This is a genomic window from Magnetococcus sp. PR-3 (assembly GCF_036689865.1).
Taxonomy (GTDB): Bacteria; Pseudomonadota; Magnetococcia; order Magnetococcales; family Magnetococcaceae; genus Magnetococcus.
On record NZ_JBAHUQ010000002.1, the window covers coordinates 149626 to 163396 of the forward strand.

Below are 13771 nucleotides of genomic sequence, written 5' to 3' on the forward strand. Positions count from 1 at the left end.
TCTTTAGTCATGAGGAGCGGAAACGATGGATCAAGCCAGTCAGACCGAAATCATCGAGCAAGATGGGGTCATTGTTATTAAACCACCCCAACGCTTTGATGTCGCGAGCCACAATCCCTTTTTAAAAACTCTCGATCAACTTCCACATGCACCTCGCTATCTGGTGGATCTAACCGCAACAGACTACGTGGATAGCGCTGGGTTGGGTATGTTGCTACTTTTACGTCAACGTTTAAGTTGTGAAACCAACTCCCTGGAACTGCATATCATGCCTGGTCAGGTGCAGCAAACCCTATCTATTTCAAAATTTGATCAACTATTTAGCATGGTTCGCCATGAACAGCCCATTGCCCAACAGCCCAACTTTTTTTTGGAACCTGCCACACAGGGAGCTTAGTAACATCTGAGCATCGGTGACACCGCCTTTTGTGTAGGCATGTTGTATTGAGCTTCTACCTTGCCAATGTAAGCCCCAATACATGTTTAAATACCAAAAAAGTGGCAGGCCTGCCCGCTTGCCCATGGTGAGTGATACCACCCTCATGGGTTTCCTAAGCCTCCTCCCCCGGCTACATCGGCTTCACCATGCACAAACGGACCTAGTCATAGCGTGTGCTGGGCACGGATCCTAACAAAGGGTGTGTTGAACCAAGCGGTTTTTTTCTCTGGATAAGAGCCGCAACATTCCTGCTTGTTAAGCTATCTGCAAATTTGTAGAGTGAAATTTGGTCTGCACATGCCACTTGGGGCCGGATCAACCAGCCGGGAGCTGTACAAGATTGATGAAAAAAAGACCGAAATCATCTATCAGGATGATTACATCGTCATCAAGCCACCCGTTCAGTTTAATGCACAATGCCACACCCTATTTTTTCGGGCTGTGGAAGAGCTGACGAATGCCACACATTTTTTGGATGAAATACCCAACTACCGTGTAGATCTAACTGAAGTACGTCAGGTAGACAGCGCGGGTATGGATATGCTGTTGTTGCTGCGCCAACATCTTAAACATGAGGATCAATCCATAACCCTGTTGCTCAAACATCCTGAGGTTAAACAACAACTTTCCCTGGCAAAATTTGATCTACTTTTTACCCTGGTTGAGCACACACAAGCCATACACCATGACCCGGTTGAGCCCCAAGATCCCCCTCATTTTGTGACCGGATAATGGCACCTTTTTATGCCGATCTACACCTGCACTCGCACTACGCTTATGCCACCAGTAAATATAGTGACCTGTTTCATCTTACACTTTGGGGGGCACGTAAAGGCTTGGGGGTCATCGGCAGTGGTGACTTTACCCACCCTCAATGGCGTGAAACACTTAAAACAGAGCTAGATGAAGGCCCGGATGGGTTGTTTATACCCAACCCTGCACTCACCACGGCTGTACAGTTGCAGTTGGAGGGGGCCATGCAAGGTGCCCCCATACCGCACTATCTGCTGACGGTAGAACTCTCTACCATTTTCAAACAAGATGGGCAGACACGTCGTGTGCACCATTTGGTGGGTGTGCCCCACTGGCAAGCGGCGGACCGTTTGATTACTCAACTGACCAAGTGGGGCAATTTGGCCTCAGATGGCCGACCAACCCTCTCCTGTTCAGCACGGGATCTATTGGAGATGGTTCTACACAGTGATGATCAGGCTTTTCTAATACCTGCCCATATTTGGACACCGTGGTACGCCATGCTTGGTTCTAAATCTGGGTTTGATAGTGTCTCAGCATGTTATGGGGATTTAAGTCCCCACATTTTTGCCTTAGAGACAGGCCTATCCTCCACACCGGGCCTCAACCGTCTCCTCAGCCAACTGGACGCCTATCAACTGGTTTCCCATTCAGATGCCCACAGCCCCAATCGATTGGGCCGTGAAGCAACCTTGTATGGTACCCCGCGCAGCTATACAGCGATGTTGCAGGCCTTAAAAACCGGACAAGGTTTACTGGGTACCGTGGAATTTATTCCAGATCGGGGTAAATATCATCTGGATGGCCACCGTCTTTGTAATTTTTCTTCCACCCCACAGCAGACCCAAAAGCTGGAGGGAACCTGCCCTAAATGTCATAAACCTCTAACCATTGGTGTCTGTCACCGCATCCATCAACTGGCCGATCGTACAGAACCTGCTGACCATACAAAGCCGTTTTGGCCGAGCTTATCTTTGTTAGAAATTCTCTCTCAAATAGAGGGGGTTAGCACACAGAGCAAGCGTGTAAATACCCGCTATGCCCAAGCTTTACAAGAGCTGGGTCCAGAACTACCCCTGCTCAGAGATTTGGCCATTTCAGAGATCCAACAAAAGGGCTGGCCAGAACTGGCCAGAGCCATTGAAGCCGTACGGTTACAACATTTGGTTACCAATAGCGGCTTTGACGGAACATACGGATCGGTTATGATCAATCTGTCATTCTGACATAAAATTGAGAGGGCACATATGCATGTGTCCTGGTTTAATCGCGTTGTAAAAGGTGGCCCATGGCCGATACACCCTTCATTAATGCCACCCTACTGTTGGTTGAAGATGATCCGGACCAACGGATCATCATGACACGTAAGCTAGAGAAACAAGGCTACCAGGTTATTTGTGCCTCGGATGGGCATGAAGCGGTCGAACGGTATGATAACAACACCATTGATCTGGTGCTAATGGATGCCATTATGCCGGGTATGGATGGCTTTGAAGCCTGTTTCCGGATCAATCAGACCGAAACGGGCGCCCGCTGCCCTGTCATCATGATTACCGGTTTGGAGTCGGCAGACTCTGTAGACCGTGCCTTCCAGGTGGGTGCTGAAGAGTACATCACCAAGCCCATCCACTGGAAAGTGTTGATGCAACGCATCCGTCTACAAATTAAAACCCGGCGGGTCCATGAAGAGGTCGTACAAGCAAGGGATGCCCTATCTGAGGCTTATACTGAGGTAACCGAAGCCCGTGAGCGACTCTCTTTTGAGCGTCGTTTGGTTGAGGAGATTATCTCTCGTATGCGTTCGTCCGCACCGATTGATTATACCAACCTTCGTACGCTGTTTTATCCGGTTGAAGCCACCTCAGGCGATATTATTCTGGCCGCTCGCCGTCCGGATGGTGCCCAACATGTGATGATGGGGGATGTGACAGGGCATGGATTACCTGCAGCCATCATTGGCCCTTTGGTCTCCGATATTTTCTACAGCATGACCCATAAGGGGTTTTCACCTGCTGTGATCTTAACCGAGCTCAACAGTCAGCTCCATGCCAAGGTACCAATGGGTATTTTTCTGGCCTGCTGTTGGATTAACGTTAACAGTGCCCGAAACCATATTGAGTATTGGAATGCCGGTACGCCGGATATTCTTATGGTACGGGATGGGGATATTTATCACCGGGGTGGTTCGGGCAATATTCCCCTTGGGGTGCTTGGTCCTAAAGAGTTTAAACCGGTTATGCACACCATACCGGTTGAGCCTGGGGATCGCATGTATGCATATTCCGATGGCATTATTGAAGCACGTAACCCCGAGCGGGAGTTTTTTTGGTCAAGAGGCGACCGATGCATTGTTAGCCAAGGCTGCCGCTCAGCCCAATGTGCCGTTGGAAGAGGTAAAAACACAACTGGATAGCTTTCACGGTAAGGATGAGCATGACGATGATGTCACACTGATTGAGATCATGTGTTAAAAAATCCTGTTTTTGTGCATAAAAAAGGGCGAAGTGTTTTCACACTTCGCCCTTTGTTCTTTTGATGATATGTGAGGTTAACCCTGCCCCCACGACACACGAGCCCAAGCCCGTTCATGGGCATAGTAGATAAACATCTTGATGGTTGCTTCGATCGCACCAATGCCTACTGCCGTGGCCAGTTCACCCGTCACACCCCAAACCACCAACATGGTGGTTAAGGTTGCCAAACAGCGCCAGCTTAATGTTTTGGCCGCACTACGTCCCATTTTTTCTGCCATGATAACGCCTATCATCCTGAGATGTCTGGAAGGTGACCCCAGGCGCAGAGTAAAAGTTACCGGTGCGCATCATAATTCTCTGTCACTCGGCGCCTCTACCCTGCAACACAACCAGGGGCCCCATGGGGCCGCCTAACCGTAATCCTTCAAGAAAGAGTCAGGTTAGGCACTCACCGCTTTTAATTGGTGGGGGTTGGCAAAGACCTGCTGGCTATAGTCCAACAACTGCTGGGTGCTTTCCGCCACACTGGCTTGGGTGGTGCGCACCACATACTCCGGCTGTAACGGCGCTTCATATGGGGCCGAAATACCGGTAAATTGAGGAATTTCCCCTTTTCGTGCCCGTTTATAAAGCCCTTTCGGATCCCGCTGCTCACACGCATCCAAGGTGGCATCCACATAGATCTCATGAAACCACGCTGGGTTGATGGCCCGTACCAGATCTCGATCTTGCCGATAGGGTGAGATAAACGCGGTGATCACAATCAATCCAGCATCGGCAAACAGATTGGCTACTTCACCAATGCGACGTATATTTTCCGTGCGGTCTGCGGGGGCAAAACCAAGATCCCGGTTTAAGCCACCCCGGACATTATCACCATCCAGCACATAGGCCTGACGACCCTGGCGGTACAGCGCCAACTCCAAGGCCATAGCCAAGGTGCTCTTACCGGAACCGGATAGACCGGTCAGCCAAAGAATACCACCACGGTGACCATGGCTGGCCCAACGGGCTGCTTCGGTTACGCGATGATCCACCGCGTAGAGATGATCCCCCACCGGGGGGGGATGTATAGGTTCAGACATGCTCTGCTTCCTTAGATCAATCGGCCTCAACCCTGCGGATTGGGCTTGGATAACTTTAAACCCAGTCCATTCAGTACCGGTAGAGGCTGGGCTGCAGGATTAGAGATCTGCGGTGTGGCCACATGAATACCACACTCCTTTTTCTCCTGACCGGCCCAACGTCCTGCTCTAGGGTCCCCCTCTACATTGGCGGGGTGGGTGCAAGGTGCACATCCAACAGAGCCATACCCTTTAGCCTCTAGGGGGTGACGCGGCAACTGATGACGCTCATACCAACTATTCAGCTCAGCCCGACACCAACCAGCCAACGGATTAAACTTCACCTGCCCCCCAACCACTTCCAGGGCAGGAAGTAGCTCACGGGTACCACCATGGCACCGTTTACGGCCGGTAATCCAAGCGCTGTAGCGCCCCATCACAGGTTGGATGGGGGCTACTTTGCGTAAATAGCAGCAGCGGTCAGCATCACTTAGGGCCAACTGCCCTTCGGGATCCTGTTGAGCCAAGGCTTGGGCGTCGGGTTGTACCCTCTGTACATGACTTAACTGAAGATGGCTGGACAACTGATCGACATACCCCAAGGTTTCTGGAAAGTGACGACCTGTATCCACAAACACCACAGGAACAGTAGGGTCTACGCGAGAGACCATATGCAACAGTACCGCCGCTTCAATACCAAAAGAGGAGGTCACCGCAATCTGACCTGGAAACAGCTCCAACAACGCCAGTCTAATCAGATGCTCTGCTGGCAAGTGTCCGTAGCGATCTTCCAACTCTATACTACGTTGCACATCTTCCTCAGGGTCATAGCTGTTCATGATGCAACCTTCCATTTCATCACTGAGGCCAAGATCTGCTCAACCCGCTGATCAGCCCCATCGATCCACTGTTCCAATACCTGTAACAGTTGGTTCCAATCCTTATCAGACAGCGGCTGTTGATGCTGCTGCCATACCGCTTCAAACTGTTCCAACAGTGCCTGTTCTTGCTTAAGCACAGCTTTCAAAGCATGTAGCTGCTGTTTGGTCTCAGTGCTATGGTTTTCCACCCCTTTGGCCACCAGCAGACGTTGACCGGCTGCAAGAATGGCAGACAGGGCAGCATTCTCAGCCTGTTCATCATCACCAACGGATAGGTAACGACGAATATCTCCTTGATAAACCAAAGCCAGATCGTGCCAGTGTTCACCGGTAGCAGCCCCTGCGGCACACTCACCACCGGAGGGCTGGGCGGGGGGGGGTACAAAGGTTCCGGTATCCCCTAAATCACGGTAGATACGTGTTTCCAGGCGTGTTTCATCCACACCTTCCGGTAGCAACGTTTTACCTTGGCGCTGAAACCAAACCGCAAAGGACTCCTGCTCCACCTTCTCAGCGTTGTAGACACGATCCAACCGATCCAGCAACGATGGCACATCAGCCGCAGGCAGTTCAGCAACCGGTTGTCCCAGTTGATCTGCATGGTTACCTGTAACCCCACCGACGGTCAGTCGGTAAAAGGGTGCAGGCTGTCCGGCAACTTTACGGGTAAAACCAGCTAGGCCCACGGTGGCCACACTGTGGTGACCACACGCATTGGGGCACCCTGATACCCGAATGGGGAAACTTCGTTTGCCACCTGCATGCAGCGCTTCACCCAACCCCTTGGCATTGGTAATGGCCAACGCACAGGTTGTGGTTCCTGGGCAGCTAATCAGATCAGCCTGTTTGCGGCTTGTATCGCCCGCCGCCATACCCAAGGCATTGACCTCAATCGCAAACGCCGCTTCCTGACCCTGTAGTTCACCTATAGCAACCACGGTCTGCTCACGGGTCAGCCGTAGTTTGCTGATGGGCCACTGAGCGGCTACCTGTCCTAACGAAGCCGCTTGCACCGCGGTTAACCAACCCAATTTGGGTTTTATAACCACACCCACCTGGCCATCCCGACCTTTGAGCCAACCGTGTTGATCAATCTCTTGGGGCTTTTCACCGGTTGTCTCGGGTTGATGCCACTGCAGAGGCTCCCAAAGTCGGCGGGGAAGCTTCTGGATCTCTTCAAAGATCTCTGTAAACCGCTTGCGGAAAAGCTCAATGCCCCAATCCCGAACCAGGAACTTGATGCGTGAGCGTGTTTTACGCTGACGGTTGGAATAGTGATGGTGTAGACGGGCCAAGGCCTCTTGAACCGCGGTTAAAGCAGAGGCCTCCACAAAAGGTAATAGCGTCTCGGCCAGTTGGGGTTGATGACCCAACCCACCGGCCACACGTACCTGAAAGCCAACCCGACCATCCTGCTCTGTGGCCACCAGCCCCAAATCATCAATCGCGGTCAGGCCACAATCCACATCACAACCGGAAACACTGGTTTTAAATTTGCGTGGCATATGTTGGGTTAACGGATGGCGAATCCAGGCGGTAGTCAGTTGTTCCGCCACTTCTGATGCATCCACCCGCTCTTGTGGACAGATACCGGCAAAGGGGCATGAGGTGACAGCCCGGAAGGTATTGCCCGAGGCTTCGCGGGTGGTCAACCCAGCCTCATTCAGTCCCCGCAGAAGATCAGGGGTATCGGCCAATGCCACACCATATAACTGCACCCCTTGGCGGGTGGTTAAGTGCAGTGTGCCATCACCATACTGTTCAGATAGTTGGCCCAGAGCTACCAAACCTTCAGGTGCCAAACTACCACCGGGTAATTTGACCCTGACCATGTACTGGTCAGCTTGACGTTGCCCATAGATACCAAAGCGCAACCGAAAACCTTTCCAGCGCTCCGGGTGCCAGCGACCCGACAAATAGGCTTGGAGCCCGTTTTCATACAGATCCGCATCCTGCGCATCCACCAAAGATTGGGTATTTAACTGTCGTTCCATGATTATGACCTCGTGACCGTTTCAATGATTCGCCTGCCAACCATATAAACGGCTCACAACGTATTGTGCAAACAAAAACTGTATAAAAAATTCTATTGTACATATATTGAGTAGTAAATAAGGGGTATTCGGTTTTGTTTATATTATTCCCTATAGTTGTTAAACTTTTACGTTATGTTTTTGTTAAGAATTTATAACGCCTTTTGAAAGCCTGCTCAATGGGCATATAAATATTTTTTGTTTAACGCAGGGTATTTATCACGGGTTTGATTCTACAAATCACACTTTGTAGAAAAGCTCTTTTTTTTTCGGTAAGCAGCCCATCATGTGATCACAGGGGCATAGATCAAACCGCTGACGACTTTACGCAAAAGGGACAAAATGCCATATTGAGAGGATGACACGCCAACTTTTGCCCTATCTCATGGTTCGGAGCTTGAATTTCTACTAAAAATGGCCGATGAATGGTGTATGTGCTTTTTTACACATGCCATGGTCCTTTAAGACCATTGTTGTGATAATAAAAAATATCTGTTTCTCAAGGTTCTAGATTATGTGTATTAGCAATGGTGTGGCATGGATCCGATGTCGTGTGATTAAACAGCTGACATCCATGCTGTTTGGTTTATTTATGTTTACCCTAGCCATGCCTGTGGGTTGGGCTGAAGGGGCGCCATCTCCTTTACTACTGGCTGTACACCCCTATTTAAGTCGAGATGAACTGCTTCACCGCTATACCCCCTTAGCCGACTATCTGGCCACTGAACTACACCGCCCCGTTGCTGTACGTATTGGTACCAGCTATCAAGATCATCTGTATCACATTGCCCATGATAAGGTGGACATTGCCCTACTCGGTCCTGCCACCTATGTAAATATGCGCCAGCAGTATGGTAACAAACCGCTACTCAGTCGTTTTGCCATCCGTGGTTTACCCTTTTTCCAGGGCCGCATTGTGGTACGCAAGAACAGTAAGATAAAAACCATTAAAGATCTTAAGTCTCATCTGTTTGCTTTTGGGGATCCCAAATCCACCATGAGCCATCTGGTACCACGGCATATGTTGCGGTCACAGGGTGTTACGGTCTCAGAGTTGGCCGGTTATGCCTTTTTAGGTAGCCACCATAATGTGGCCTTATCGGTTTTGGCTGGAGACTTTGATGCAGGCGCAGTTAAGGATGAAGTGTATCAAACCTTTAAAGCCAGGGGCCTCAGGCTCCTTGCCAGTACCCCGGAAATTTCTGAACATCTGTTTGCTGCCCGGAATAATCTAGATCCAGAACTAATGGAGCAGATCCGCCAAGCGATGTTTAAGATGAGTCAAAACCAACAGGGTGCTGAGATTCTTGCCGGCATTAAAAAGCATTTAACGGCACTGGTCCCTGTTCGCAAACAGAACTATGACCAATTGGCGGATCTACTTAATGATCTAGCCGATGCAGGAATCCACTGATCATGGCCCGCCTTGCCAAAACCAGCGTTCTTCGCTATGGCATGGTGTGGTTAATCATTGCTCTACTTCTGACCTTAGCGGGTGTAGGGTTAACGCAGCAGCAGCATAACCATCTATATGAAGAGGCCCGCCGTCAGGCAGAAACTGAACTCCACCTGATCCAAGCTGTGGTTCAAGGCGCTTTACAGTCGGGTGATTACAACGAAGTACAACCCTTTTTAGACCAGTGGGGCAACAGTAATGGGGATGTCGCCCTCTTACGCATCACCTCGGCCTCAGGATCGGTCATGGCCATCTATAAACGGGTTATTGAGGTCACCAGCCCCCTGCGGCTGACCAGTGAATTTCTTTACTCCTACCGGGGTAAAGCTCAACTGGTTATGGTCAAAGACCTAACCGCGATGGATAAAAAAGTACGGGTTGTCCTGCTCCAGTTTTTTGCCATGGAAGCCATTATTCTTTTGGCCTTTGGTATTATCCTACGGCAGAACTACAAACGCCGTATTGAAGCGCACCTGCTAGAAGAACGCACCAGCCGTTTGGATGAAGCCAACCAGCGGTTGCAGTGGGAAGTACTGGAACGGCAAAAAGCCGAAGCCCGCTCCCGTCGTGCCCACCATTATCAATCCGCTGTTAATACGCTTTTACAAAGCCTGTTAGAGAATAATACGGCGGAACAACAGATGACCCTGGCCCTAAACCTGTTGGCTGTCTTCCCGGAACAGCAGGAAAAATTACAGGCCGTCTTGTTTATTCAGGAACCCGATGGCCAGCACTATATGCTCGGTGCCCAGGTAGGCTTAGCCGACGAACAGAAAAACCTGTATGTTCGGATACCCGCCAACCGTGCCCTGTGCCATACGGCGGTGATCTCCCGCAAGCTGACCTTGATCAGTGTGGAGGGGGGAACCAATGAGGCCATGGAGCATATGCTGCCCTCACCTTTTCCCCATGGTGCCTACTGTGTACCCATTCTTCTACGTCGCCGCCCCTTTGGGGCCATCACGCTGTTGCTGGGCCCTGGATATGTACCCGATCAAGAAGCTGAAGAGTTTTTGGAGGCCGTCGCCAACTCTTTAGCCGGTTTGATTGACCGTCGTGAATCTGAAGAAGCGGTTAAACGTCACCAAGCAGAAGTTGAACGGCTTAATACCGATTTGGAACAGCGGGTACGTGATGCGGTCAACGAAAACCGCCATAAAGATATGGTCATGATGCGCCAAAGCCGTATGGCAGCCATGGGTGAGATGGTCGGAAATATTGCCCACCAGTGGCGTCAACCCCTCAACGCCCTGGCCCTTAACCTGACCAATGTGGAAGATGCCTTCGCTTATAATGAACTGGACGCTCAAACCATGTCGGAGCAGATGGAGAAGGCCCGTCGCCTAATCCGCCAGATGTCCACCACCATTGATGATTTCCGTAACTTCTTCCGACCCGATAAACAGCGTGTACGTTTTGAGTTGGGACAGACGGTGCGCGAAGCACTGGAGCTGGTCTCGGCCTCCTTCTCACACTATCAAGTGGCGTTAACCTATCAGCCCTCAACACAGGATCTTTGGGCATTTGGTTACCCCAACGAAACGGTTCAGGTTTTGATGATTATCCTTAACAATGCCAAGGATGCCATTCAGGAACTTGGGTTAAGCGATGGCAAAGTGGAAGTGGATATGATGGCAGAAGATGATGGGTTGGCCACCATCTGTATCCGCGATAATGGTATTGGTATTCCTGAAGAGATTCTGGATCGCTTGTTTGATCCTTTCTTTACCACCAAGACTGAACGTCAGGGTACCGGCATTGGTCTTTATATGGCTAAAATGATTGTGGAAGATAGTATGGAAGGCCGCATACATGCAGAATCCAGCGCTGAAGGTGCCCGCTTCTTTGTACGCTTACCTTTAGCTAACGAGTAATTAATAAGTGATCCTGGTTTTGATCTCTGTGCGCTCTTAAGGATTACAGAGGAAAGAGGGATCAAGCCCAAACCGTGCGCTCAATACCGTGAAAGCCTGTGAAGCATGTGACCCACGTGGGTCGTAAGATCTGCTCTGCGTCACAGACTCCGCCTATGACGGTGAACGAACAAGCCACAAGCCTACGGGCCTTTACCATGTCTCAGCGTAAAATTATCCACATCGACATGGATGCCTTTTTTGCTTCGGTGGAACAGCGGGATTTCCCCCATTTAAAAGGGCAGCCCGTGGTGGTGGGTGGCCATGGTCCACGCGCCGTGGTGGCTGCGGCCAGTTATGAAGCACGCCAATATGGTATTCACTCGGCCATGCCCATGGGCCGTGCCCGCAACCTGTGTGATCACCTGATCATCCAACCAGGGCGTATGGGGGTTTATAAAGAGACCTCCCGTCACATCCAAACCCTATTCCAACGCTATACCGATTTAATCGAGCCGCTCTCGATTGATGAAGCCTATCTGGATGTCAGCCAAAACCATTTCAACCTACCCTCAGCCACTGAGATTGCTCAACACATTCGTGCAGAGATCTGGTCGACCACACAGCTCACGGCATCCGCCGGGGTTTCGGTCAATAAAATGTTGGCCAAGATCGCTTCCGATATGGATAAGCCCAACGGTTTAACAGTTATTCGCCCAGAGCAGGCCGCCACCTTTATACAGTCCCTACCGGTTAAACGGTTTCATGGTATTGGCAAACACACGGCGGAGAAAATGCATCAAATGGGCATTGAAACCGGTGCCGATCTGCGCCGTTGGGAGCGGGGTGCTTTAATCCGTATCTTTGGTAAAGCTGGTGCTTTCTACCATGATCTGGCCCACAACCGGGATGAACGCCCGGTTAACCCCAGCCGAGAACGTAAATCTGTGGGGGCAGAGCGTACCTTTGATCGAGATTTAACCGATAAATCGGCCATGTACCCGGCCCTGGATACCATCATCACCGAGCTATGGCGTCGACTAGATCGGCACCAAGTTTGGGGATTGACCCTAACCTTGAAGATCAAATTTGCGGATTTTCAACAGATCACCCGCGCCCATACCGCTGAACAGGCCATTGCTGATCCCCAGGAGGCAACACGTATGATCTATGCCCTGTTGGAGCGGGAACCGCTCTATGGCCGTGGTGTTCGGCTATTAGGCATCACCATGGGACAACTAATTCCTCAAGAAGATGCCGCCGCACAACCTCATCAATTCCGCCTACCGTTGGAGTAACCATGACCACCCTCCCCACAACCATGACAGGCCTGTGGTTTGAGCAAGGCACTGCGACCCTGCGGCATGATCTACCGCTACCTCAACCCACCACAGGGCAAGCCCTTATTCAGATGCTACAGGTGGGTATTTGTGCCACCGACCAGGATCTTTTACAGGGCTATAAAACCTTTACCGGCACACCGGGTCATGAATTTGTGGGGCAGGTTGTCGCTTGTGCCGATCACACTTGGTTGGGTAAACGGGTGGTGGGAGCCATTAATACCCACTGTGGTCACTGCGCAGCCTGTAGGCGTGGTGCATACACCCACTGTGTTAAACGTACGGTACTGGGTATTCTTAACCATCCTGGTGCCATGGCAGAGTACATCTGCTTACCTGTGGAAAACCTGTATGAAGTGCATCCTGACATCACAGACAATGCCGCTGTTTTTGCCGAACCCTTAGCCGCCGCAGGGCGGATTGTGCAACAGGCACCGGTGCGCGCAGACGAATCGGTTCTGGTCATTGGTGATGGCAAATTAGGGTTACTGATCGCCCAAGTCATGGCCCTTCATGGTGGTGCTGTCCAGTTGGTGGGGCACCATCCTCAACGCTGGGCACAACTACCCCAAAGCAATATTACAGCCCTATTGGCTGAAAAACTGGAACGTCTCCCTTGCATGGAGCGGGTCATCGTCTGTGGTGGTGGCCAAGCTGGCCTACAGCTGGGGCAAGCTATGGTCCAAGCGGAAGGACTGCTTGTTATTAAATCCACCCTAGATGGTACGGTTGGGTTGGATATGAATGATTTGGTCATCCGTGAACTGCGGGTTATGGGATCTCGATGTGGGGCGTTTCCACCCGCTTTGAACTGGTTACAGCGTGGTGATATTGCGACGGATTTTCTCATCGAAGCCCGTTTTCCACTCTCGCAAGCTGAACAAGCCATGCAGTATGCCATACAGCAAGGACGCTTAAAAATACTCCTCTATAACGACATGCAAACTGGTTAGAAATAGGTCTGTTTGCACATCTGGTCAATGGCTTTTAGTTGAAATCTCAAGCTTTTCACACAACGGCAGAACGCCATGCTTTATTCATGGTTTTATTACGTAATCTCGCCTTTTTGTTCATCCCTACCCTCTATAAGTGCGCCCTGTAAGCCGTTGTCAGACAGGTTTTTCTTTACTTCGTGTCTCTCCGGGAGAGACCCATGATCCTGTATCGCATCCTCTTAAAGTGGTTATCCTATTGGTCTCGTTGTCCGGTGCGTTATGCCCTGACACCTGTTCAAGGTCGGACTTCCACCCGTTTAAAACGTTAAGCCATATTTTTTTCCTTTCCCAATACCCCACCCCAACGACCCACCATACACCCCCGATGTTCTTAACTTCCCTCTCCGCAGTGTCTCCTTGGGAAGACACTGCGGGGTTACCCCCTACTGGTCACGCCTGTGTGACCATCACCCTTCTGCCACGACCGAAAAACCCACGATACCGCCCTAAAAACAGGATCAAATCAGCTTAAGCTTTTTTCCA

At 50.8% G+C, this 13771-nt stretch carries 12 protein-coding genes; 8 read left to right on the forward strand and 4 right to left on the reverse strand.

Translation table 11 applies throughout. The features are described 5' to 3' along the window. The first annotated feature begins 25 nt into the window (after positions 1–25). The 4 genes from V5T57_RS02225 (at position 26) to V5T57_RS02240 (ending at position 3605) form a co-directional block, all read left to right on the forward strand. The gene (locus V5T57_RS02225; RefSeq protein WP_332889525.1) at positions 26–397 is read left to right on the forward strand and encodes an STAS domain-containing protein; all 372 of its coding nucleotides are present in this window, start codon (positions 26–28) and stop codon (positions 395–397) included. A 339-nt stretch (positions 398–736) separates the two neighbouring features. After that, a complete protein-coding gene (locus tag V5T57_RS02230; protein WP_332889526.1) occupies positions 737–1171 on the forward strand; it encodes an STAS domain-containing protein in 435 nt (144 codons plus the stop codon). After that, positions 1171–2418, forward strand: a complete 1248-nt coding sequence (locus V5T57_RS02235) for an endonuclease Q family protein (RefSeq protein WP_332889527.1) — start codon at positions 1171–1173, stop codon at positions 2416–2418. Before V5T57_RS02230 ends, V5T57_RS02235 begins: the two co-directional genes overlap by 1 nt. Positions 2419–2480: 62 nt before the next feature. Further along, positions 2481–3605 (forward strand): PP2C family protein-serine/threonine phosphatase, encoded by a 1125-nt coding sequence (locus V5T57_RS02240; RefSeq protein WP_332889528.1) that lies wholly within the window; start codon positions 2481–2483, stop codon positions 3603–3605. A 135-nt stretch (positions 3606–3740) separates the two neighbouring features. On the opposite strand, the gene V5T57_RS02245 is transcribed toward V5T57_RS02240, so the two are convergent. From V5T57_RS02245 to V5T57_RS02260, 4 genes are all read right to left on the reverse strand, one after another. After that, positions 3741–3944 (reverse strand): DUF2061 domain-containing protein, encoded by a 204-nt coding sequence (locus V5T57_RS02245; protein WP_332889529.1) that lies wholly within the window; start codon positions 3942–3944, stop codon positions 3741–3743. A 162-nt stretch (positions 3945–4106) separates the two neighbouring features. Next, positions 4107–4751 carry an adenylyl-sulfate kinase gene (gene cysC, locus V5T57_RS02250; protein WP_332889530.1) on the reverse strand — a complete coding sequence of 215 codons (645 nt, stop codon included), beginning with the start codon at positions 4749–4751 and terminating at the stop codon, positions 4107–4109. A 26-nt stretch (positions 4752–4777) separates the two neighbouring features. Continuing rightward, positions 4778–5569 carry a phosphoadenylyl-sulfate reductase gene (locus tag V5T57_RS02255; protein ID WP_332889531.1) on the reverse strand — a complete coding sequence of 264 codons (792 nt, stop codon included), beginning with the start codon at positions 5567–5569 and terminating at the stop codon, positions 4778–4780. Next, complete coding sequence (locus tag V5T57_RS02260; protein ID WP_332889532.1) at positions 5566–7605, reverse strand: nitrite/sulfite reductase; 2040 nt, start codon at positions 7603–7605, stop codon at positions 5566–5568. Before V5T57_RS02260 ends, V5T57_RS02255 begins: the two co-directional genes overlap by 4 nt. A 553-nt stretch (positions 7606–8158) precedes the next feature. Here V5T57_RS02260 and phnD point away from each other — a divergent pair. The 4 genes from phnD (at position 8159) to V5T57_RS02280 (ending at position 13246) form a co-directional block, all read left to right on the forward strand. Then, positions 8159–9058: a phosphate/phosphite/phosphonate ABC transporter substrate-binding protein gene (gene phnD, locus V5T57_RS02265; RefSeq protein WP_332889533.1), complete on the forward strand. Its 900-nt coding sequence runs from the start codon at positions 8159–8161 to the stop codon at positions 9056–9058. 2 nt (positions 9059–9060) lie between these two features. Beyond that, the gene (locus tag V5T57_RS02270) at positions 9061–10974 is read left to right on the forward strand and encodes a sensor histidine kinase (RefSeq protein WP_332889534.1); all 1914 of its coding nucleotides are present in this window, start codon (positions 9061–9063) and stop codon (positions 10972–10974) included. Positions 10975–11171: 197 nt separating this feature from the next. Then, complete coding sequence (gene dinB / locus V5T57_RS02275) at positions 11172–12251, forward strand: DNA polymerase IV (RefSeq protein ID WP_332889535.1); 1080 nt, start codon at positions 11172–11174, stop codon at positions 12249–12251. A 2-nt stretch (positions 12252–12253) separates the two neighbouring features. After that, positions 12254–13246, forward strand: coding sequence for an MDR/zinc-dependent alcohol dehydrogenase-like family protein (locus V5T57_RS02280; RefSeq protein WP_332889536.1), 993 nt, complete (start codon positions 12254–12256; stop codon positions 13244–13246). The last annotated feature ends 525 nt before the right edge of the window (positions 13247–13771 follow it).

What these genes read in the sequence shown, in the direction of transcription:
- dinB (WP_332889535.1), top strand. Translation starts at nt 11,172, where the DNA reads ATGTCTCAGCGTAAAATTATCCACATCGACATGGATGCCTTTTTTGCT.
- V5T57_RS02280 (WP_332889536.1), top strand. Translation starts at nt 12,254, where the DNA reads ATGACCACCCTCCCCACAACCATGACAGGCCTGTGGTTTGAGCAAGGC.
- V5T57_RS02230 (WP_332889526.1), top strand. Translation starts at nt 737, where the DNA reads ATGCCACTTGGGGCCGGATCAACCAGCCGGGAGCTGTACAAGATTGAT.
- V5T57_RS02255 (WP_332889531.1), bottom strand. Translation starts at nt 5,569, where the DNA reads ATGAACAGCTATGACCCTGAGGAAGATGTGCAACGTAGTATAGAGTTG.
- cysC (WP_332889530.1), bottom strand. Translation starts at nt 4,751, where the DNA reads ATGTCTGAACCTATACATCCCCCCCCGGTGGGGGATCATCTCTACGCG.
- V5T57_RS02245 (WP_332889529.1), bottom strand. Translation starts at nt 3,944, where the DNA reads ATGGCAGAAAAAATGGGACGTAGTGCGGCCAAAACATTAAGCTGGCGC.
- V5T57_RS02235 (WP_332889527.1), top strand. Translation starts at nt 1,171, where the DNA reads ATGGCACCTTTTTATGCCGATCTACACCTGCACTCGCACTACGCTTAT.
- V5T57_RS02240 (WP_332889528.1), top strand. Translation starts at nt 2,481, where the DNA reads ATGGCCGATACACCCTTCATTAATGCCACCCTACTGTTGGTTGAAGAT.
- V5T57_RS02260 (WP_332889532.1), bottom strand. Translation starts at nt 7,605, where the DNA reads ATGGAACGACAGTTAAATACCCAATCTTTGGTGGATGCGCAGGATGCG.
- phnD (WP_332889533.1), top strand. Translation starts at nt 8,159, where the DNA reads ATGTGTATTAGCAATGGTGTGGCATGGATCCGATGTCGTGTGATTAAA.
- V5T57_RS02270 (WP_332889534.1), top strand. Translation starts at nt 9,061, where the DNA reads ATGGCCCGCCTTGCCAAAACCAGCGTTCTTCGCTATGGCATGGTGTGG.
- V5T57_RS02225 (WP_332889525.1), top strand. Translation starts at nt 26, where the DNA reads ATGGATCAAGCCAGTCAGACCGAAATCATCGAGCAAGATGGGGTCATT.